Here is a 20,607-nt window from a genome sequence, read left to right on the forward strand (position 1 = left end):
TAGCCGTGGCCGTGGGCTTACGCCGCGACCAGCAACGGCCGGAGCAGCCGCGAGTCCGTCAGCCGGCCCGCGAGAGAGTCGGAGAGTCTGCGCAGGAGGGTCGTCAGCAGCATCGCGATCAGCGTGCCGACCAGGACACCCGCGATCACGTCGTGCGGGTAGTGCGCGCCGACCCAGACCCGGGAGACGGCCATCAGACAGGCGCCCAGCAGGGCGATGGTGCCGAGCCGGCGGGAGACGTAGAGCAGGGCCACGGCGGCCGCGGCGGCGATGACCGTGTGATTGCTGGGGAAGGACCAGTCGCCCGGCGCGGGACACGCCTCCAGCGTCTTCACATGCAGGCTCTGACAGGGGCGGTCCTCGCGGACGACCATCTTGAGCAGGGAGTTCACCCCGAACGCCACGACGACGATCACCGGCACCGCAAGCGCGACCATCGCCGCCTGGGCGCTGCTGCGACGGGCCTGCCACCAGCCCACGAGCATGAGAACGGCGAACAGCGCCAGCCCGTACGTCGACCAGGCGGACACCAGGCTGTCCAGCCAGGACGGGGAGTCATGGGCGAGATTCACCACGTAGGTGTAGGTGGAGCCGTCGATCGACGACCCGTTGAACGCGAGGATCATCCCTCGGCACCCTTCTGCGCTGTCGTGGCCGCGGCCTTGCGGGAGCGGCGGAACTCGGCGGCCAGCGGGATCAGCGACACGATGACGATCACGGCGATGATCGGGAGCAGATAGCGGTCGACGTTCGGAATCGACGAGCCCAGTGCGTAGCCCGCGAGGGTGAGGCCGATGCTCCAGACGAGACCGCCGACGACCTGCCACACGGTGAACGTGCGGGCGGGGACCTGGAGGGCGCCCGCCATCGGATTCAGCACCGTGCGCACGACCGGGACGAAGCGGGCCAGCACGATCGCCTTCGCGTGGCCGTACCGCTCCAGCAGCTCCTCGGCGCGCTTGGCCCCCTCGTGCAGCCGGGGCGAGCCGCTGCGGGCGAGCAGCGCGCCGCCCGCCTTGCGTCCGATGAGATAGCCGCACTGGGAGCCGGCCAGCGCGCCCACGGCGGCGCAGACCAGGAGCGGCCCCAGGGAGAGCTTCAGCCCGCTGTGACCCGACCCCGTGCACAGCAGGCCCGCCGTGAACAGCAGCGAGTCACCGGGCAGGAAGAAGCCGATCAGCAGCCCTGTCTCCGCGAACATCACCACGCCGACACCCAGCACACCGAAGGCGGCGAGCAGGGACTGGGCACTGAGGATGTTCACCGCCAGCTCCGACCCGAGCTGTGATCCGAGCTGTGACGCTGCGAACAAAGGTGCGGCCATCGCCGGGAGCCCTCTCATACTGGACGGGCGGGCGCAGTCGTGACGGCACCCGAGTGACTACAATGCTGTAGACGGTCTACTGAACTGTAGACGATACCGGGGTGAGGATCGTTCCCATGGCCAGCGCGAAGGACGAACGCCGACCGGCGGGTGAGCTCGAGGCCTCTGTCATGGCCGCCCTCTGGGCCGCCGGCGCCCCGCTGACTCCGGGCCGCGTCCAGACGGAGCTCGGCTCGGGGCTGGCCCGTACGACGGTCACGACGATCCTGTCGAGGCTGCACGAGAAGGGGTTCGTCGGCCGGGAGCGGCAGGGGCGCGGCTTCGCCTACTTCCCCGTCCAGGACCCGCACGGCCTCACCGCCCGCCGCATGCACACCGAGCTGGACCGGGACGAGGACCGGGAGACGGCGCTGGCCCGGTTCGTCGCCCAGCTCAGCCCCGACGACGAGCGCCTCCTGCGTGATCTTCTGGAATCGGGTGAGCAGCTAGAATCGGGTGAGTAATGACCACTCTGCTGATCATTCCGCTGCTCGTCCCGCTTCTGCTGCCTTTCGCGCTGCCGAGGCTGGCCCGCCGCTGTCTCGACCGCCTCGCGCCGGTCGCCGCCCTGTGGGCACTGACCCTCACGGTCCTCGTGCTGGCCGGCGCCTCCGTGGCCGCGCTCGGCGCGCTGCTCCTCACCGGCCTGCTCAAGCTGCCGGTCCTGGCGGGCCTGGGTGACCTCGTCCACCCCCTGCGCACCCCGTCGAACCTGATCGTCCTGCCGCTGGCCGCGGCGGCCACCGGCCTCCTGACCGTCGGCGCCGCGACCCTCGTACGCTCCGCCCTGCGCCAGTTGCGCGCCTTCCGCACCGCCCGCAGCCAGGCGGACCGCCGACCCGCCGCGGGCGACCTGTGCGTGATCGAATCACCCCACCCGGACGCGTACGCGCTGCCGGGCCGTCCGCACCGCATCGTCGTGACCACCGGGATGCTCCGCAGCCTCTGTCCCGAAGAGCGCGAAGTTCTCTTCGCCCACGAGCGGGCCCACAACGCGGGCAACCACCACCGCTTCCTCGTCGCGGCCGAGTTCGCCGCGCACTGCCATCCCGGGCTGCGCGCGGTCCGCGACAGCATCGCGCTCGCCGCCGAGCGCGCCGCGGACGAGGCCGCCGCCACGGCGGTGGGGGACCGGCGCCTGACCGCGCGCGCCATCGCCCGCGCCGCCCTCGCCACCACGGCCGCCCGCTCCACCCGCCCCGACTTCGCCGCCGCCGCGACCACCGGACCCGTACCCCAGCGGGTCGCGGCCCTTCTCGCGGCTCCCGGGCGCCGCCCCCGCGCCGCCTCCTGGATCGCCCTCCTCCTCGTCGCCTGCGCGACCGTCTCGGCCTCCGCGGCGGCGACCGGCGTCCTCACCTTCCACCACGAGGTGGAGATCGCCCAGGGTGAGGAGACCCACTGACCCTTCCGGGTCGGGTCGCCCGGGCGGGGCCGTGACGTCCCCTGTTTCCCCGACGCCCCTCTGTTGGAATCTTCATTTACGCTCAGCGAGAGGGGCCCTGGTGGTCCAGAACCTCCTTGTCGCGGGTACGTTCATCACGGTCCTCGTCCTGTGGGACCTGCTTGGACACCTCCCGCTGCCGCTCGGCGTCGCGGGCCACGAGGGCTCCACGGTGCTGGTCGGGCTGAACGGGCTGCGGCTGCTGCGGGAGTCCGCATGGCGTCGGCCGGACGGAGGCCGACCTCGGGCGCTGTGAGGTTGATGTCGGATTCTCGCCAGCCCCGGCCTCGCCGGTGCCCGATGCTTGAGGCATGCGCAATGGGATGCACACCGACATGGAGCGCTGTGTGCGCGCCGTCCAGTCGAAGGACGCGCGCTTCGACGGATGGTTCTTCACAGCGGTCCTGACCACGCGAATCTACTGCCGGCCGAGCTGCCCCGTGGTTCCGCCGAAACCCGAGAACATGACGTTCTACCCGAGCGCGGCGGCCTGCCAGCAGGCCGGGTTCCGGGCCTGCAAGCGCTGCCGTCCGGACACCAGTCCCGGCTCGCCCGAGTGGAACCTGCGAGCCGACCTCGTCGCCCGCGCGATGCGGCTGATCGGCGACGGGGTCGTGGACCGCGAGGGCGTTCCGGGTCTGGCCGGCCGGCTCGGCTACAGCATCCGCCAGGTCGAGCGGCAGCTGCTGGCCGAGCTGGGCGCGGGACCGCTCGCGCTCGCCCGGGCGCAGCGTGCCCAGACCGCCCGGCTGCTCATCGAGACCACCACGCTCCCGATGGCGGAGATCGCCTTCGCGGCCGGCTTCTCCTCCATCCGCACCTTCAACGACACCGTGCGCGAGGTCTTCGCCCTCGCCCCGAGCGAGCTGCGCGACCGGGTGCCGAAGAAGCGCGCCCCTGCGACACCGGGCGTCCTGAGCCTGCGGCTCCCCTTCCGCGCCCCGCTCAACCCCGACAACCTCTTCGGCCACCTCGCGGCGACCGCCGTACCCGGTGTCGAGGAGTGGCGCGACGGCGCCTACCGGCGCACCCTGCGCCTGCCCTACGGCCACGGGATCGTCGGGCTCACCCCGCACGTCGACCACATCGCCTGCCGCCTCACCCTCAGCGACCTGCGCGACCTGCCCGTCGCGATCAGCCGCTGCCGCCGCATGCTCGACCTGGACGCCGACCCGGTCGCCGTCGACGACCAACTGCGGACGGATCCGGTGCTGGCGCCCCTGGTGGCGAAGGCTCCCGGCCGCCGGGTGCCGCGCACGGTCGACGAGGCCGAGTTCGCCGTACGGGCCGTCCTGGGCCAGCAGGTCTCCACCGCCGCCGCCCGTACCCACGCGGCCCGCCTGGTCACCGCGCACGGCGAACCCGTCGAGGACCCCGAGGGCGGCCTCACCCACCTCTTCCCCTCGCCTCAGGCGCTCGCGGCCCTGGACCCGTCGTCGCTCGCGATGCCGAGCACCCGCCGCACCACGTTCACCACGCTCGTACGCCAACTCGCCGACGGCTCCCTCCACTTGGGAGTGGAGAGCGACTGGGTCGAGGCCCGCGCCCGCCTCCTCGCCCTCCCCGGCTTCGGCCCCTGGACGGTCGACGTCATCGGCATGCGCGCCCTCGGCGACCCGGATGCCTTCCTCCCCACCGACCTCGGAATCCGGCGCGCGGCCCAGGAGCTGGGCCTGCCGTCGACCCCCGCCGCCCTGACGGCGCGCGCGGCGGCGTGGCGCCCGTGGCGGGCGTACGCGGTCCAGTACCTGTGGGCGACGGACAGCCACCCGATCAACTTCCTCCCCGTATAAGCGACTTCAGGCACATGCAGATGGCTTCAAACGACTCGAAGGTACGAACTGTGAAACAGCACACGGTCATCGACAGCCCGTACGGCCCCCTCACCCTCGTCGCCGACGACGGTGTCCTGTGCGGCCTCTACATGGTCGGCCAACGCCACCGCCCGCCGGAGGAGACCTTCGGCGAACGCGACGACACGCCCTTCGGCGAAGTCACCGACCAGCTGAAGGCGTATTTCGAGGGCGAGTTGAAGGAGTTCACCCTCGAACTGCGGATGTCCGGCACCCTCTTCCAGCGCAGCGTCTGGGATCAGCTGCGCCGGATCCCCTACGGCGAGACCCGCTCGTACGGCGAACTGGCCGAAGCCCTGGGCAACGCGGGCGCCTCCCGCGCGGTCGGCCTCGCCAACGGCAAGAACCCCATCGGCATCATCGTGCCCTGCCACCGCGTGGTCGGCGCGAACGGAAGCCTCACCGGATACGGCGGCGGCCTGGACCGCAAGCAGCGCCTGCTCGACTTCGAGAGCGGCACGGCACTCTTCTAGCCCACTTCTCCAGCTCTGTTCGCCGCTGGCTCTCTGTGCCTCCAGCTCTCTGCGCCTCTAACTCTCTTCGCCCAGGGCGTGCAGCAGCTTCGGCAGGGCGATCCCGATCGGCTCCCGTACGACCTCGTCGGCCCGGTCGTCGTACGGCGTCGGCTCGGCGTTGTCGATGATCAGCCGGGCTCCGCGATCGGCGGCGACACCGGCGAGCCCGGCGGCGGGCTGCACCTGCAGACTGCTCCCGACGGCGATGAACACCTGGCACGCTTGGTGATGGCGACCGCCTCGCTGAGGACCACAGGGTCGAGCCGCTCGCCGAACATCACGGTCGCCGGCTTGAGGATGCCACCGCACTCCAGGCACAGCGGATCGTCCTCGCCGCCATATGGGGAGGTGGACGCAGCGATGGCGCCAGATGGCCTAACCGCCCGTCACCCATCGGATCGCTGCGATCACACCCAACAGCACGGCGGGGCCCACCCACCACCAGCCCATGATCCGTCGTACCGACGGCAGCAGCCACAGCACTGCCGCCGCACCGGCAGCCCCGATGGTGAGGACGCACGAGAGAACGATGCCGGCATACGCGTCGTCGTCCCAGGGCCCGGACGGACGGACGGTCAGTGCCGTCCAGCAGAAGTACGCGGCGACAAGGGTGAGCAGGATCAGTGGAACGCCGAGGACCAGGCGCAGGCAGCCGCGGTCGTCGTCCACGGGGGAAGGGCTGGTCATCAGCGCAGTGCGTTCCTTGCCTCGTCCAGATGGTTCGTAAAGCCACGCCCGTAGGCCTGGGCGTCGTCGGTCTGCCAGTACGGGCCACCGTTGTAACGCGCGGCGAGCTCCTGATACTGGGCCGGCGTCATCTCCTCCGCAGGCACGGTGGCGAACTCGCTCTCCGCCTTGAGTTGGGCCAGGTACTCCGAGGCGATGAAGATGTTCTGCGCAGGGTCCTGGAGAGAATCCTCCACCATGCTGCGCTGCTGGTCGGTGAGGTGGTCGGGGTCGTAGCCGAGGACCTCGGCGCCGCGTCGCACCTGGATGGCAATGGGCCCCATGGACGTGTTGTCGGGATCGCCGCCGAGACGCCAGGGGAGGCTCTCGGGGGCGATCGGACTGAGTGGGGAGTCGGCCTGTTCGCGGAGGGTGTCGGTGATGTCGTCCAGGATGCCTGGCTGTCCGCCGATCTCCTGCCAGGCGATACCGGCGACCATGTCCGGCGGGAGCCCCGAGTTCTGTGCCGCCGCCTTGATGATGTCCTTGTTCGCCGCGATCCAGTCGGCGCGCTCCTGGGCGTTGGCGGCGCGGTTGCCGGAGCGGATTCTTGAGCGCCGGGGTCCGCCGCCCCTACGCCGAAGCACCCGGCCGAGCAAGCGGTGCGGCTGGGTCCGGTGGTCGGTTTGGACTGACTTCCCCACCTGCCGCCTGCCTGCGGCCGAACTGTGCCCCTCGCGTCGATACCTTGGGACCGGTGCCCTGGCTGGGCTTCCCACTCTATTTCCTAGCCTAGTGGGTGTCTTCGGTTCGAAGCTTGTGCAAGAGCCCGGGCAGGGCGGTGCCGATCGGTTCGCGGATGACCTCGTCGGCGATCTCGTCGTACGGGGTCGGTTCGGCGTTGACGATGACGAGCCGGGCTCCGTGGTCGGCGGCGACGCCTGCGAGGCCGGCGGCGGGCTGGACCTGAAGGCTGCTGCCGACGGCGATGAAGACCTGGGAGGCCTTGGCGATGGCGGCGGCCTCGCCGAGGACGACGGGGTCGAGGCGTTCACCGAAGAGCACGGTCGCCGATTTCAGGATGCCGCCGCACTTCAGGCACGGCGGGTCCTCCTCGCCGGCTTCGACGCGGGCGAGGGCGTCCCGCATGGGTGTCTTGTCGTGGCATGCGGTGCACACGACGGTCCGCGCGGTGCCGTGGACTTCGAGGACCTTGCGGGCGGGCATTCCGGCGAGCTGGTGCAGGCCGTCGACGTTTTGGGTGATCACGCGCACGGGCACTCCGGACTTCTCGAGCTCGGCCACGGCCAGGTGTGCGGCGTTGGGCTCGGCCTGGAGTGTCCGGTTCTTCCGCCGCATCTGCCACGCCCGGCGTCTGATCTCGGGATCGCCCATGTAGTACTCGTACGTCACGAGCTTCTCGGCCTCGGGATCCCGCCGCCACAGCCCGTTCGGACCGCGATAATCAGGGATTCCTGAATCGGTCGAGATCCCTGCCCCACTGAGGATGGCGACGAGTGGCCTGTTCATGGGCCGAGAGTAGGACGCTTGCCTGCTCGGAGCGAGCGGATATCGGGGCGTGGTCCTCGCCGACCCGTTGTGTTGGTTGGCCGACATCCCCATCGGCTTGCCTGCCACCCGGAGGAGGCGTTCCCTACCGCGGGGACGCGGGACCGAATGACGGGGATCACCAAGCCGCCTTCACAGCCTTTTCCCTGGAGTGGCCCCCGCTGAGCCGCAGGGGCGCTGCTCCAGTGTTCGAGGCAGGATCGGAGGCCCGGCGCGATGCCGGGCCCTCTTCGGCTCTGTGGTTCAGTCGCTGTCGTCGCACCTGGGCTCGGCGCGCCTGTCCTGCTCAGCCGTTCGTGTCGGCAGGGACGGCTGGGTGCCGTCCTCGGCGACCGGCTGGAAGTAGTGGTCCAGCGCCCAGGCGGCCACATGGGTGCCGGCCCGACAGCCGGCTACGTCCGCGGTGCGGGAGTGGACGCCGCCCCACACACGGGCGTCGGCGACGTCCCGGTTGAGGACGTCGGCGGACCCGTAGAACCGCGTGGTGCCGGTGACCTCGGAGGGGACGTAGAGGTCGATGTGGGAGGTGCCGAGGACGCCGGTCAAGGCGCGTGCCACGGCAGCGGCGACGGTCGTATGGCCGGCGACGTAGTCCGGGTGCGGTGGGGTGGGGAGCAGCGGCTCCCAGGCCGGGTCAGCCGTCGTCGCGGGGTTGCCGTCGGTGTCCGCGAGGCGGATGGCGGTGATCGGCCGCCAGGTGCCGTAGTGGAGCTTGGCGTCCCATGCCGTGACGACGGCATCGGTCGCCGACGCGTTCACCGCGGCGAACAGCCGGGCCGTCTCGGCGATGCCGAGCCGGTGCCGGGCGGCGTGGTCTCGTACGGCTGTCTGGACCTGTTCGACCAGGTTGCCGCTGAAGAAGAGGGCGGTCTCGGTCTGCTGCGCGCTCCTGCCCGAGCCGGTCTTCGCGCCCATGGTCTTCACCTCCTGGACATCCTCGGCGTAGCGGGCCGAGGAGAGGGCGGGTGGTCCCTCGGGGCGGAACTGCTGCGGGGAGGCGAGCAGGAGGGGGCGGAGCCTGGCGAGCCAGGTGTCGATGAAGGGCTGGAACGCGGGCGGGGTGGGCCGCCAGACCCCCGGTGCCGGGGAAGCGGTGAAAGGAACGTCCGCGAACCTTCCGTCCCCTTCACGGAGTTCGATGATGCGAGCGGCGGCGCGCTTTCCGTAGTCGACGCCCCGGTCTCTGGCCTGACCGGCCTGAAGAGCGGCGAGCGAGTCCGCGTAGGCGGTGTCGAGCCGCACCTTGAAGGCGGGGAAGTAGGTGAGCAGCACGTCGTGGGCCGCAGTGGCGGCGGCCGCCGCGGAGGATGCCTTGGCCGGACCGCGCTCGCGCCATTTGTACAGGGCGTAGCGGCCTTCGATCCCCACCACGGCGTTGTACACGGCGACGGAGACGAACCCCTCCCAGATCACCGCCTGCCCGGAGGGACGTGGGCCAAGGCTGGTCTTGATCGTGTCGGTGGCGATGGCGTTCCACTCGCGGACCACGGCTGCCGGGTCCGCCGCGGTCCGGGTGTCCGCGTCGGGGGGACTTGTCGCGGCGGTGAGCGTCACGAGGGCGATGGCCGCGACGGCGCAGATGAATCCCCGGACACGTGAACGCGGAGGAACGGGAAGAGGGGGCTCTTGTTGCACAGCGTCCTCCAGAGAGTTGAGTGCCCAAGGCTTAGCAACGGCCCACTGCGCGAGCAAGACAACTCGCCGCGAACCGGACAGGCCCGGGGCGCCCTCGCGCGCACCGGCCCGTGTCCGGTGGGATCCGAGCGTGATCGGCCAACACCCCGCTCGGCCTTCAGGTACGTCTCGAGGCCGCCACCGGTCGGACGGCTTGACCTTGACGCATGATCACCGAGGTCGCTGTTCCCGATCCCGATCGGGGCAGGTGCTGGTCCGCAACCTGTTCCTGTCGCTTGATCCAGGCATGCTCATGCCTATCGCGGGCGAGTCCGGTCTGCCGATGCCCCGCCATGAGGTCGGCGAGGTGATGCACGGCGATGCCATCGGCGAAGTGGTCGCCCCGCGCGGCCAGTCCACCGATCAGCATGCGCGTGGGGGCCGACCGGGTCAGGGGAAGATCGGGCGGGGGCCCAACAGGAGGGCGGCGAGGCGCAGATACGCCTTGTAGGCCTCGGGGGTCAGCCAGGAGAGTTCGACCGTGCTGCCCATGGTGAGGTGGCCGTCGCGGGGGACCATCACGACGCCGCGGCAGCGGGAGCTCAGGCCGCGGATACTGGCGGCGTCGAGCGTCCAGCCGGCCGCGGGGCGGCTGTGGTTGAGGACGACGACGGCCTCGCGGACCAGGTCCGGCAGGTCGAGGGTGACAAGCCGGTCCATGGCCTGCTGCGCCTGGGTCAGACCGGCGGGGTCGGCCCGCGAGACGATGACCACGCGGTCGGCCGCCCTGAGCACCGTGGGCATGAACTTGTCCGAGTCGACCAGGGTGAGGTCGAAGTAGTCCCGGGTGGTGCGGGTCACCCGGTGGAAGTCGTAGTCCGTGAACTGGCCGACCGACGCGATGCGCGAGACGGAGTCGTTGGCGAGAACCTGGAGCCCCGAGCGGTGCGGCGACAGAAACAGCTGGAGATCCTCGAAGTGCCGCACCTCGTGCAGCGACTCGGCCAGGTCCGACAGGCTGGCCAGGGTGTTGCGGAAGACCCGCCCGCCGATCCGGACCTGGCTGCCCGTGTGCCGGTCGGCGTCGATGGCGAGCACCCGCTCCTGCCGCTGGTCGGCCAGTACGGCCCCCAGCACCATCGTGGTCGTGGTGCAGCCGACCCCGTCCTTGACGCCCACGAGCGCGATCCGCAGGGGCTCGGGCAAGGGGGTGCGGATGGTGCGCATCCACTGCTCGTGGTCGTCCTCCTCGTCGCTCGACGTCTCCGGCTCGGCGACGGGGCCGTCGTCGTCCCCGCCCGTGCCGCCCTCCACGTCCTCCCACTCCACCCCGCCCGGCAGCAGCGCCCCGAAGGCGTCCGCCACCTCGCGGGCGGTCGGCCGCCCCGCGGGTTCGGGCTCGACACAGCGCAGCAGCAACTCCGCGATGGTTTCGTCGAGTTGCGCGAGCTGTGGACTTCTGCGCAGCGTGTCGTTCTCGTACCAGCGCCACGCCCGGCCGGTCGCGGCCTGCAACAGGATGGAACCGAGGGCGTACACGTCGCCCGCCGTGATCCGGGACTCGCCCCAGTACGTCACCTCGGGCGCCCGGTAGGGGGAGTTGGCCGGCGTGGACGGCGTCGACGCGCTCCACGCGCCGTCGATGCGCGCCGACGTCCAGCCGATGAGGTGCAGCGTCGACTCGGTGACCAGCACGGTGCCCGGGGTCAGCGCGCCGTGCACGATGCCCTTGTGGTGGCAGCGGGTCAGCGCCCGCGCCAGGTTCCAGCCCAGCCAGGTGAACAGCGGGGTCCCGGGCAGCGCCCCGGCCGCGTCGAGCACGGCACGCAGGGTGGGCGCGGGCGGACCACCGCTCAGCGTGTCCAGACGCAGCGCCAGCCACGGCGTGGGGCCCTCCAGGTCGCTGCGCACCACGGCGGGCGCGTACATCCCGTCCATTCGGCGCAGCGCCCGGCGTTCCACGTCGAGCAACTCCCGCGCCACGGGAGAGTCGAAGGAGTGCGACACCCGTAGCAGCACCCGCTGCCCGTCCTCGTCCTCCCCGATGTACGCGGTGGGCTTGCCGCCCGTGCCGTCGCGTTGCAGCAGCGAGTACGGGCCCAGGGTGTGCAGGTCCTGCAGCCGCAGCGGCAGCCACGACGGGGCCGCCTCCAGGCCCGACGGCAGCCGCACCTCCTCGTACTCGGTGGTGCGCGGCGGCGTCGGCGCCATCGGTTTGGCACCCAGGTGGGTGAGGAGACGGTCCTCCAGCCAGGCGAACGGCCGGGTCCCGGGCAGGAGTTCACCCGTCCCGGCGGGATGGGCGAGCCAGGCGGGGAAGTCGGGGGAGCGGCCCACCAGGGTGCGCAGCCGCGCGGTGACCGCCCGGGTGGTGCGCAGCAGATCGATCGGGGACGCGGTGTCGAGCAGGATCTCCTGGGCCTCCCCGGCGAAACCGAACCGGCGGTGCTGGGGCGGCAGCCGCTCGTCGACCGGCTCCACCTGACGCATCAGACCGCCCAGGAACACCTCGGCCAGATGCGCGGTGTCGGCCCGCCACGGCACGGCCGCCTGCACCAGCCGCATCACGGGCACCGTGAGCGGGGACACCGCCGCGAGATGAGCGGCCAGCCGGTAGGCCCCCGGGGACGCGGCGTCCCGGAACCTGAGCACGGCGTCCGCCGCGCCACCGCCCCGGGTGTCGGCCCCGGCCCGTGGCGCCTTTGCCTGCAGCGGCGCCAGCAGGGGCAGCTCCGCGCTGCCGCCCGGCGAGGCCACCAGCCGCGCCCACGCGGCGACCGCCGGGGGATACGGCTCCAGTACGGGGACGGGGACCCCGGGGAACTCGTCACCGAGCCCCGGCGGCAGCAACGGGTCGGCGACCTCCCAGGTGTCGTTCGCCGCGCCGCGCCGCCGGGTCGTCACCAGCCACGGCTCCGAGCGGATGCCCGACCCGTCCCACATGTGGGAGGGCAGCGCGTGCATGATCGCCGTCGGCCCCTGGTGCGCCCAGCGTTCCAGCGCCGCGTGCAGTCGCCCGTCCCGCCAGCAGGCGCCGACGCCGTCGCTGATCACCAGCACCAGCGTGCCGCCCGAGGGGTCGGCGACCGACGCGGGGGAGAGCAGCGGCGCGTGTGGGTCGAAGGGGCGGGAGCGCAGCAGCGGTGCCCCCGCCGACCGGGTGTCCAGGCCGTGCACACGGATGTCGCGGAAGGCGCCGAGGCGTTCCAGCAGGGCGCGCAGTTCCATCGCCAGCCGCCGCCACAGCAGCATCGAGATGCCGTCGTCGATGAGCAGGGTGAGGTCGAGCCAGCGCTGCCGGGCGGGGCGGGTCACCACATCGGGCAGTCCCGTCTCGGCCATGGCCGCCGCCGTCGCCTCCTCGTCGAACTCCCGCTTCAACGGCCCCGGCTGGGGCTGTTTCAGCAGCCGGAGCGCACGGCTGAGGCGCAGTTCGTCCGACCCGAGCGCCTTCTCCTCGGGGACCCGTACGGGCAGCGCGCCCTCGCCGGGCGCGCCACGCAGCCCCGGCGCGGCGAGGTCCGCGAACTCGGGTGCGCTGCGCGCCGCCGCCGCCGCGTGCAGCGCGCCCAGCAGCTGGGCGGGAGGCGGCGGCTGGGTCGGCGTGGCGGGCGCGGGGGAGTCGAGCTCGGCCGGGGCGGGGCCGGCCGTGGAGCGCTCGGCGTCTCCCGCGCCGGCGCCCGGTGGCGGCACGGCGTCCGCGGTCAGCGCGCTCGCGAGCGGCGCCGTGGCTCCCGGGGGAAGCCGCGTCGCCAGCCACAGGGTGTCGAGCAGTTCATGGATCGACAGCTCGTGACCGGCCAGCCGGCCGAGTTTGCTCAACGGGGGCAGGATCGGCGGGGCACCCGTGACGTGCGAGCCGCCGGATTCGCCACCGGCGTCACGCGGGTTCCTCCCGTCGCCCCCGTCGCCCCCGCGCACGCTAGACCATCCCGCCCAGGCGGTGGAGTACGGCGTCCAGCAGCCCTTCGGCGTCCAGATCGACTCCGCCCTTGCGCAGGAACACGGCGTTGAGCAGCTGGTCGGTGGCGAGTTCGCCCGGTGCCCGGCGGTTGAGGAAGGCGTGCAGCAGGTCGTCCACGTCGGACAGCGCGTCCTCACCGAGATGCGCGGCGACGATGTCCCGCAGCCGGGCCTCGTCCGGGTCCGGCAGATCGAGCCGTACGCAGCGGCGCATGAAGGCGGGCGGGAAGTCCCGTTCGCCGTTGCTGGTGATCACCACGACCGGGAACTCCCGGCAGCGCACCACCCCGCGCGTCACGGTGACCCGCTCGCCGCCCGAGCCATGGGTCAGCACCGGCACCTCGGACTGGGTCTCCGGCAGCCGGGACAGCTCGGGTATCTCGAACTCGCCCTCCTCGAACACGGTCAGCAGATCGTTCGGGAGGTCGACGTCACCCTTGTCGAGCTCGTCCACGAGCAGCAGCCGCGGCCGGTCGCGCGGCACCAGGGCGGTACCGAGCGGTCCGAGCCGCACATAGGTGCCGATGTCGGGCTCGGGGTCCCCGCGCTCCTGGCGCAGATGCGTCTCACGCAGCCTGCCGATCGCGTCGTAGCCGTACAGGGCGTCCTTGAGGACCGAGCGGCTGTTGACGGGCCACTGGAGCACCGGTCCGAGGGACAGCTCGTGCGCGACGGCGTGCGCCAGCGAGGACTTGCCGGTGCCGGGGTGCCCGGTGACGAGCAGCGGGCGACGCAGATGGAGGGCGGCGCTGACCACGTCCGCCTCCGTGCGCCCGATCAGATACGGACGGTGCCGCGGGCGGCCGCCCGGCCCGTCGCCGAACTGCCGCCAGGGCGGCGCCTCGGGGAACTCCACCTCACGGGCCACGCGGTCACCGCGGAACAGTCGCCACCCGTCCGGTGTCTGCTGGGTCATCCTGTCCGCTCCGTTCCTTCCGAGGGGTCGGCGAGCTGGAGTTCGTCGGGCAGCGGCAGCTCGATGTCCTCCCACACCAGGGCGGGACGCGCGGGCACCACCCGGTCCGCGTAGGCGCGGACCCTGAAGTGCCGTACGCGCTCCGGGAGTCCGTCCACGGGACCGTGCGGTGCCAGGGCGTCGAGCGGGGCGCAGTCGTCCGGACCGGGAGCTGCCCGGTCCCAGAGCACGACCGGCACCCCCATCACCAGGCACACGGGCAGCAACTCGCCGCGGTGCTCGGTGCTTCCGTGCACAAGGACGCGCGCGGTGTCCCGATGGGTTGTCTTCAGCAGCCCGATGAGTCCCGCCCTGCCGCCGATCCTGTGGTCCGCGAGGAGGATGTCGCTCTGGTGACGGGAGTTCCAGCGTCGCTTGAGATCGGCGGGTCCGGTGCGCGAGCGCCGCCGGATCTTCGGGCAGCGCAGCACGAGGTGGAAGTCCTCACCGAGTCGCGCGGAGATGTACTCCTCGGCGCCCGCCCCGTCCCACTCGTCGAGCGCGAGCTCCAGCGCGTCCGGCGGCACCGACACGGCGACCAGCGCGACCCCGTCCCCGGCGCCCTCCGCGCCCCAGGCCACCTCCCGGATCAGCCGGGCGATCTCCCGTCCGGTGCGCGGCCGGTCGGACTCCGAGGCGGCACGCGCCGGGGTGCCGTCGGGGCGCAGCCGCCACACCGAGCAGCGGTAGTGGTCCGCCGGGTCCTTGGTGTACCGGTCCAGTTCCACCAGGACCCGTACACCGGCCGGCGCGGACCGCCGGGACCAGCGGTCCGCGTCACCGCGCCGCTCCTGCAGCGCCGAGGGGTGAATGCCCAGGCGGGCGGCGACCCGGGCGCTCCACTCCCGCAGCGCCTGCCGGGCCAGATCGCCGGACGTCTCCGCCGCCACGTACTCGACGACCCGCAGCAGCGCGGGCAGCCGGGGCGACTCGTCGGGCACGGGCGACCCGTCCCCGTACCAGCCCTCCAGTTCGTGGACGACCGCGGGCACGGCCGACGGTGCCAGGCGGGCCGCCTGCAGCGAGCGCGGCAGGTCCACGTAGGGCAGCGCGGCGGTCGCGGCCCGCGGCAGCAGGCCCGGATCGTGCTCGGTGAGATGCTCCAGCTTGACCACCAGCGCCCGGTGTTCGGCCACCGACAGCAGCCGCGCGGCCTCCGTCAGCCGGCCCAGCGCGAGCAGCCGGTCGAGCTCGGCACGTCCGCGCGGATCGTCCGCCACCTTGGGCGCGAGCGACTCGGCGAGCGTGGGCAGCGCCCGCTCCGTGCCGCTGAGCAGATGGGCGAGCTCCTCCACGGTCGGCGCGCTCCCGTCGCCCGGGGCCCGCAGCGTGAGCTGGGCGGCGAGCACGGTGGCGTGGTCGGCGCGCGCCCGCGGGTCGCCCAGTAGGCTGTGCAGCGGGCCGACCATCATGTCGCGCACCGACTCGGCCTCGGCGAGGGTCGCGGCCGACCGCTCCCGGCCGCCGTTCACATGCTCGGGTGCCGCCCCGACCCGGGCCAGCTCCCGCAGGACCGACTGCCAGCCGAGCCCCCAGCTGCGCCGCAGCGTGTGCTGGGCCGAGAACGCCCCGTCGGGCGCGGTGATCCGTCCCACGACCAGGCCGACGGCCGCCCGGTCGGTCACCGACCAGAGGGGCCCGCCGCTGTAGCCCTCGTCGACCGCCGCGCCGGACAACTGTCCGTCGAGATAGCAGATCCGGCCGTCGTACGCCCCCACCCGCGCGTCGGCGTACGAGAACGGCTGCCCGCCGCCGTACCAGGCCCGTACCTGCTGGCCGCGCTCCATCTCCAGCCAGCGCAGCGGGCTCACGGGCGGGGGAGGCGCCTCGTCGAGTTCGAGGACGGCCAGATCGCCGTCCCACTCCAGGGAGCCGTCGGCGACCGGGCCGTACTGCGGGGACCGCGGCGGTATCCAGGCGACCAGCCGGGCCTGGTGCAGATCCGCGGCGGACAGCACCGGGAAGGACACGTCGAGGGTGACCTCCCCCGGGTTGTGCGGGCTGAGGCTGCGCAGCCCGAGCGCCAGGTTGATGACATGTGCGCAGGTCAGCAGCCTGCGGCCGGAGAGGTAGACACCCGCCCCGGCGGTCCGGCCGCGATCGCTGGACAGGACGCGCACCAGCGCGCCGCGGGCGTCGCCGGACGACGGGTCGTCCGGCGATCCGAACCAGGTCACGGCTCCGTCCGGCGGGGCAGCTGCCAGGTCGCCGAAATGGTCATGCTGGCCTGGCCGTTGGCCCCGACGATGCCGATCTTCAGGTCCTGTCCGATCTGGATGCCGAAGTCGACGGAGATCTCGTGCGGTGGGTCGGGTATCCCGCGGATCGCGTCGTGCACCTGCTGCAGTACAGGCCCCAGCGGGCTCAGCACACTGCGCAGACCGTCCGTCGCCAGCGACGCGACCCGCGCGCCACGCCCGACCGGGACCACCCCGGAAATGCCGCCCGGCAGATCGGCGTCGACGGCCGGGGCCGCCGACGCCTCCCCCGCGGCCGCGAGTTCGAGCCGGACGTGGGCCCCGTCGTCGAGGGCGAACTCCATGTAGTCGTAGTGCGGCACACGGGCATTGTGCCGATCAATGCCCCGTGAAGGTAGTGAAGTTGAGGAATCCGCCGTAGCCAATGCGCGACTAGCCCACCCGGTGGCCGTTCTCCAGCTCCGCGGTTCCGCCGCCCTCCGTCAGCACGTCCAGCGCGGCGAGGACCCGGCGGCCGAGTGCGCCCGGCAGGTACTCGGCCAGCTCCCCCCGCGGCACCAGCCGCCACGACAGCAGCTCCTCCTCCTGCAGCCGGATCGTCTTGAGCTCCCGCTCGCCGAGGACTCCGCCGTCGTACAGGTAGGCGACCAGCGGGGGTCGCGCCGTCCCGTGCACCCAGTCGACCGCGAGCAGCGGACCGAGTTCGAGGTCGAGCCCGATCTCCTCGGCTGTCTCGCGGCGCGCGCCCTGGCGCGGAGTCTCCCCGTCGTCCGACTCGACGGTGCCACCCGGAAGGGCCCAGCCCTCACGGTAGTTCGGCTCGACGAGCAGCACCCGGCCGTCACCGTCGCGGAAGAGCGCGGCCGCACCGGCGAGGACACGGGGGAGGCCCGCGATGTACGTGGCGAAGTCTGGAGAGGTCATCCCCGAAGCGTAACGAGCCTGCGCGGCCCCTCCTCGGACGTGCTGTCCGCCTCGGCGAAGCACTGCGCGCCCCCTGGGAGGCCGTCGCCGCGGCGGCGCGAGGCTGGTCCTGCCGACGACGGGGATCACGACGCACGTGTTCGAGACGGCCCCGACATTCGTCGGCTAGGACAGGCCCTGGACGTCGGTCCCGGCACCGGACGGCCCCTCGGCCTCGGCTTCGGCCTCCGTCTCCGCGTCCGTCACCATCAGCGCGAGCGTCCGCGCGGCCAGCTCACTGATCCGTACGCCGTCGAAGCCGAACACCGCGCTGCGTACGGTGTCCTCCAGCGGGTCCTTCCACTGCGCGGGAATGGCCTCGGCCCCGCACAGGACCCCGGCCACCGAGCCCGCCGTCGCGCCGTTCGAGTCGGTGTCCAGGCCGCCGCGGACGGTCAGCGTGATGGTCCGGGTGAAGTCGCCGTCGCCGTAGAGCAGCCCGGCCGTGAGGACGGCGGCGTTCGGGATCGTGTGGATCCAGCCGAGCCCGGCGGTCTCCTCGGACACCGTGGTGAGCGTGTCCTCCCAGGTCATCCGGGTCTCGTGAAGCGTGAGCACCCGGCGTACGGTGCGGGCGAGGCGGCTGCTCGCGGGGATGACGGTCAGCGCCGTGTCCAGTGCGTGGCGGACCGTGGGCGCGGTGAACGCGGCCGAGACGAGCGCCGCCGCCCACATCGCCCCGTACACGCCGTTGCCGGTGTGGGACAGCACGGCGTCCCGACGCGCGAGGGAGGCCGCCCGGCGCGGCGCACCCGGGTTGGTCCAGCCGTGGACATCGGCGCGGATCAGGGCGCCGATCCACTCCTGGTAGGGGTTGTCGTACGTCGCCGTCAGCGGCGGTTTGATGCCGTTGGCGAGGTTGCGGTACGCGGCCCGCTCCGCCGTGAACGTCTGCAGATACGGCAGCCGCAGCAGCCACAGGTCGCCGACCTGTTCGGTGCTGAAACCGAAACCGTGTGTCTCCAGCAGGTGCAGGCCCAGGATCGCGTAGTCGACGTCGTCGTCACGGCAGCTGCCGTGGATACGGCCGCGCACGCATTGCCGCCACTCGGGCCGCAGCTCGAACTCGCCGGCGTCACCGTCGGTGGCGGGCTCGGGAAGATAGTCGGTGAGCGGCAGGGCGGCGGCCTGTCGCAGATAGCGGTCGATACGGTCCCGCGTCCAGTGGTCGCCCTGCTCGACCGGCTTGCCGAGCATGTTGCCCGCGATCCGGCCCAGCCAGCCCCCGAGAACGCGGTCCGCGAGTTCGGTGCCCACAGGGGTCATAGCTCCGGTTTACCCAATTCCGGGCATGAGCGTGCGGTGTTCCACGGGCCGGTCGGGGCATGACGGCGGGGGCGTCCTCCGGTTAAGGTCGCAGCGGCGCGACTGCCTTGACGTGTGCGAGGCCGGAAAGCAAGGGGAATGCAAGGTGGCGGACTCTGCTGTGAAGACGACACGTGCGGGCACCGGGCGTGTTCCGCGGGTGCTGATCGCCGCGGACAAGTTCAAGGGGTCGCTGACCGCCGTGCAGGTCGCGGAGCGCGTCATGGCCGGGCTGCGCCGCGTCGTGCCGGGTGTCGAGGTCGAGGCGCTGCCCGTGGCCGACGGCGGCGACGGGACCGTGGACGCGGCGGTCGCGGCCGGGTTCGAGCGGCGGGAGGTGCGGGTCGCCGGCCCGCTGGGCGACGAGCTCACCGCCGCCTTCGCGCTGCGCGACGACACCGCGGTGGTGGAGATGGCGGAGGCGAGCGGATTGCAGCGGCTGCCCGCCGGGGTGTTCGCGCCGCTGACGTCGTCCACGTACGGGTCCGGGGAGCTGCTGCGGGCCGCGCTGGACGCAGGGGCCCGCACGATCGTGTTCGGCGTGGGCGGGAGCGCGACGACGGACGGCGGGGCGGGGATGCTGTCCGCGCTCGGGGCGCGGTTCGTGGACGCGGAGGGGGAGCCGGTGGCTCCCGGCGGTGCGGCGCTCAGTGACGTGGCGACCGCGGACCTCTCCGGCCTGGACCCCCGCCTGTCCTCCGTGGACTTCGTCCTCGCCAGCGACGTGGACAACCCGCTCACCGGGCCGAAGGGCGCGCCCGCCGTGTACGGCCCCCAGAAGGGGGCGAGCCCCGACGACGTGGAGATCCTGGACGCGGCCCTCGGACACTTCGCCGCGGTTCTGGAGAAGTCGATCGGGTCCAGGGCCACGGAGTACGCCGCGGCGCCGGGGGCGGGAGCCGCGGGTGGCATCGGCTACGGTGCGCTGGTCCTGGGCGCCCGGTTCCGTCCCGGTATCGAGGTGATGCTCGATGTCCTCGGCTTCGCGCCCGCGCTGGAGAGGGCCACCCTGGTGATCACCGGTGAGGGGTCCCTCGACGAACAGACCCTCCACGGCAAGGCTCCGGCGGGGGTGGCCGCGGCCGCCCGTGCCGCGGGCAAGGAGGTCGTCGCGGTGTGCGGGCGCCTGGCACTGCGCCCGGAGGCGCTCGGCAGGGCCGGCTTCCGGCGCGCGTACCCCCTCACGGAGGTCGAGCCCGACATCGCGCGATGCATCTCCGACGCGGGGCCGATCCTGGAGACGGTGGCGCAGCACATCGCCCGCGACTTCCTGACCTGACCCGTCCCGGGGGACGACGAGGTACGAGGTACGAAGAGGTACGACGAAGGGGCCCGAACCGGTTGTCCGGTTCGGGCCCCTTCGTCGTGTACGAGGAAAAGCTACGGCAGCTGCGCCGCCCGTGCCTCACGCCGGTTGTCGCGGAAGTTGTTCACCCGCCGAGCCGTCGCGAACAGCGGAATCACCGCGCCCATGACGAGCTGCAGCGCACAGCCGGTCTGGAGCAGGAGCTGACCGCTGGGTGCGTCGAAGGCCCACGCCGCCAGCAGACCCATGGACAGGACGATCCAGGCGAGCATCGCCACCGCGAGGCGGCCCCGCGGCTTCGGGTACTCCACCCGGCTCACCATCAGCCACGCCGTGCCGAGGATCGCCATCAGCGTCGCCGCGAAGGGCAGCTCCAGGAGCACGATCGAGACCACCGTCAGTGCTCCGAACGGCGACGGCATGCCCTGGAACGTGCCGTCCTTCACCGTGACGCAGGAGAAGCGGGCGAGGCGGAGGACGACCGCGAGCAACACCACGATCGCGCCGAGCGCCGCCACTCTCTGATGCGCGTCGTCCGCGACCATGCCGTAGACGAGGACGAAGTACGCGGGCGCCAGACCGAAGCTGATCAGGTCCGACAGGTTGTCCAGTTCCGCGCCCATGGGGGAGGAGCGCAGCTTGCGGGCGACGAGGCCGTCGAAGAGGTCGAAGACCGCGGCGCAGAGCATCAGGATGACGGCCGTGGCGGCGCTGTGGCGCGCCATGCCCGACTCCTGGCTGCCGGTGAGGTGCGGGATCAGAATGCCCGTGGTGGTGAAGTACACCGCCATGAAGCCGCACGTGGCGTTGCCGAGCGTGAGGGTGTCCGCTATTGAGAGGCGGAGAGAGAGGGGCATTTCCTCCTCGTCGTCCACCTCGTCGGCCTCCGGCAC

19 protein-coding genes and 2 pseudogenes are annotated in these 20,607 nt (G+C 72.4%); 7 read left to right on the forward strand and 14 right to left on the reverse strand.

Annotation, left to right across the window (positions count from 1 at the left end; translation table 11 throughout):
* Positions 1-17: 17 nt before the first annotated feature.
* Both AAFF41_RS37750 and AAFF41_RS37755 read right to left on the reverse strand, forming a co-directional pair.
* The gene (locus tag AAFF41_RS37750; RefSeq protein WP_319749620.1) at positions 18-626 is read right to left on the reverse strand and encodes a phosphatase PAP2 family protein; all 609 of its coding nucleotides are present in this window, start codon (positions 624-626) and stop codon (positions 18-20) included.
* Positions 623-1,324 carry a DedA family protein gene (locus AAFF41_RS37755; RefSeq protein WP_343325372.1) on the reverse strand — a complete coding sequence of 234 codons (702 nt, stop codon included), beginning with the start codon at positions 1,322-1,324 and terminating at the stop codon, positions 623-625. The genes AAFF41_RS37750 and AAFF41_RS37755 overlap by 4 nt, the downstream gene beginning before the upstream one ends.
* A gap of 116 nt (positions 1,325-1,440) precedes the next feature.
* Here AAFF41_RS37755 and AAFF41_RS37760 point away from each other — a divergent pair, with 116 nt between their 5' ends.
* The 5 genes and pseudogenes from AAFF41_RS37760 (at position 1,441) to AAFF41_RS37780 (ending at position 5,133) form a co-directional block, all read left to right on the forward strand.
* Positions 1,441-1,827: a BlaI/MecI/CopY family transcriptional regulator gene (locus AAFF41_RS37760; protein ID WP_319749618.1), complete on the forward strand. Its 387-nt coding sequence runs from the start codon at positions 1,441-1,443 to the stop codon at positions 1,825-1,827.
* Complete coding sequence (locus AAFF41_RS37765) at positions 1,827-2,768, forward strand: M48 family metalloprotease (RefSeq protein ID WP_054230318.1); 942 nt, start codon at positions 1,827-1,829, stop codon at positions 2,766-2,768. Before AAFF41_RS37760 ends, AAFF41_RS37765 begins: the two co-directional genes overlap by 1 nt.
* Positions 2,769-2,859: 91 nt before the next feature.
* Positions 2,860-3,063, forward strand: a pseudogene (locus AAFF41_RS37770) (hypothetical protein); the annotation flags it as partial.
* Positions 3,064-3,118: 55 nt separating this feature from the next.
* Entirely contained in the window at positions 3,119-4,600 is a 1,482-nt protein-coding gene (locus AAFF41_RS37775; RefSeq protein ID WP_343325373.1) for an AlkA N-terminal domain-containing protein, read from the forward strand.
* A 50-nt stretch (positions 4,601-4,650) separates the two neighbouring features.
* Positions 4,651-5,133: a methylated-DNA--[protein]-cysteine S-methyltransferase gene (locus tag AAFF41_RS37780; RefSeq protein WP_319749615.1), complete on the forward strand. Its 483-nt coding sequence runs from the start codon at positions 4,651-4,653 to the stop codon at positions 5,131-5,133.
* Between the two features lie 57 nt (positions 5,134-5,190).
* Here the strand turns inward: AAFF41_RS37780 and AAFF41_RS37785 are convergent.
* The 5 genes and pseudogenes from AAFF41_RS37785 to AAFF41_RS37805 all read right to left on the reverse strand — a co-directional run.
* Positions 5,191-5,510, reverse strand: a pseudogene (locus AAFF41_RS37785) (SIR2 family NAD-dependent protein deacylase); the annotation flags it as partial.
* Between the two features lie 40 nt (positions 5,511-5,550).
* The gene (locus AAFF41_RS37790; protein WP_319749614.1) at positions 5,551-5,862 is read right to left on the reverse strand and encodes a hypothetical protein; all 312 of its coding nucleotides are present in this window, start codon (positions 5,860-5,862) and stop codon (positions 5,551-5,553) included.
* Complete coding sequence (locus AAFF41_RS37795; RefSeq protein WP_343325374.1) at positions 5,862-6,488, reverse strand: hypothetical protein; 627 nt, start codon at positions 6,486-6,488, stop codon at positions 5,862-5,864. The genes AAFF41_RS37790 and AAFF41_RS37795 overlap by 1 nt, the downstream gene beginning before the upstream one ends.
* A 145-nt stretch (positions 6,489-6,633) precedes the next feature.
* Positions 6,634-7,371, reverse strand: a complete 738-nt coding sequence (locus AAFF41_RS37800; protein WP_319749612.1) for an SIR2 family NAD-dependent protein deacylase — start codon at positions 7,369-7,371, stop codon at positions 6,634-6,636.
* 282 nt (positions 7,372-7,653) lie between these two features.
* Positions 7,654-8,964 carry a vanadium-dependent haloperoxidase gene (locus AAFF41_RS37805; RefSeq protein ID WP_343325375.1) on the reverse strand — a complete coding sequence of 437 codons (1,311 nt, stop codon included), beginning with the start codon at positions 8,962-8,964 and terminating at the stop codon, positions 7,654-7,656.
* Positions 8,965-9,337: 373 nt separating this feature from the next.
* On the opposite strand from AAFF41_RS37805, the gene AAFF41_RS37810 reads away from it, so the two are divergent.
* The gene (locus AAFF41_RS37810; protein WP_343326413.1) at positions 9,338-9,535 is read left to right on the forward strand and encodes a hypothetical protein; all 198 of its coding nucleotides are present in this window, start codon (positions 9,338-9,340) and stop codon (positions 9,533-9,535) included.
* On the opposite strand, the gene AAFF41_RS37815 is transcribed toward AAFF41_RS37810, so the two are convergent.
* The 6 genes from AAFF41_RS37815 to AAFF41_RS37840 form a co-directional block, all read right to left on the reverse strand.
* Positions 9,475-12,846 carry an SAV_2336 N-terminal domain-related protein gene (locus tag AAFF41_RS37815; RefSeq protein WP_319749609.1) on the reverse strand — a complete coding sequence of 1,124 codons (3,372 nt, stop codon included), beginning with the start codon at positions 12,844-12,846 and terminating at the stop codon, positions 9,475-9,477. The genes AAFF41_RS37810 and AAFF41_RS37815 overlap by 61 nt on opposite strands.
* A gap of 100 nt (positions 12,847-12,946) precedes the next feature.
* Entirely contained in the window at positions 12,947-13,903 is a 957-nt protein-coding gene (locus AAFF41_RS37820; RefSeq protein WP_319749608.1) for an AAA family ATPase, read from the reverse strand.
* Positions 13,900-16,119 carry a VMAP-C domain-containing protein gene (locus tag AAFF41_RS37825; RefSeq protein WP_319749607.1) on the reverse strand — a complete coding sequence of 740 codons (2,220 nt, stop codon included), beginning with the start codon at positions 16,117-16,119 and terminating at the stop codon, positions 13,900-13,902. Before AAFF41_RS37825 ends, AAFF41_RS37820 begins: the two co-directional genes overlap by 4 nt.
* Positions 16,116-16,502, reverse strand: a complete 387-nt coding sequence (locus AAFF41_RS37830) for a CU044_2847 family protein (protein ID WP_060901035.1) — start codon at positions 16,500-16,502, stop codon at positions 16,116-16,118. The genes AAFF41_RS37825 and AAFF41_RS37830 overlap by 4 nt, the downstream gene beginning before the upstream one ends.
* A 70-nt stretch (positions 16,503-16,572) precedes the next feature.
* Entirely contained in the window at positions 16,573-17,064 is a 492-nt protein-coding gene (locus AAFF41_RS37835; RefSeq protein WP_319749606.1) for an NUDIX hydrolase, read from the reverse strand.
* A 165-nt stretch (positions 17,065-17,229) separates the two neighbouring features.
* The gene (locus AAFF41_RS37840) at positions 17,230-18,369 is read right to left on the reverse strand and encodes an ADP-ribosylglycohydrolase family protein (protein WP_319749605.1); all 1,140 of its coding nucleotides are present in this window, start codon (positions 18,367-18,369) and stop codon (positions 17,230-17,232) included.
* 199 nt (positions 18,370-18,568) lie between these two features.
* Here AAFF41_RS37840 and AAFF41_RS37845 point away from each other — a divergent pair, with 199 nt between their 5' ends.
* Positions 18,569-19,687, forward strand: a complete 1,119-nt coding sequence (locus AAFF41_RS37845; RefSeq protein ID WP_319749698.1) for a glycerate kinase — start codon at positions 18,569-18,571, stop codon at positions 19,685-19,687.
* Between the two features lie 101 nt (positions 19,688-19,788).
* On the opposite strand, the gene pssA is transcribed toward AAFF41_RS37845, so the two are convergent.
* Positions 19,789-20,607 carry a CDP-diacylglycerol--serine O-phosphatidyltransferase gene (gene pssA / locus AAFF41_RS37850; RefSeq protein ID WP_319749697.1) on the reverse strand — a complete coding sequence of 273 codons (819 nt, stop codon included), beginning with the start codon at positions 20,605-20,607 and terminating at the stop codon, positions 19,789-19,791.

The sequence above is a fragment of the Streptomyces mirabilis genome (assembly GCF_039503195.1).
Classification (GTDB): domain Bacteria; phylum Actinomycetota; class Actinomycetes; order Streptomycetales; family Streptomycetaceae; genus Streptomyces; species Streptomyces mirabilis_D.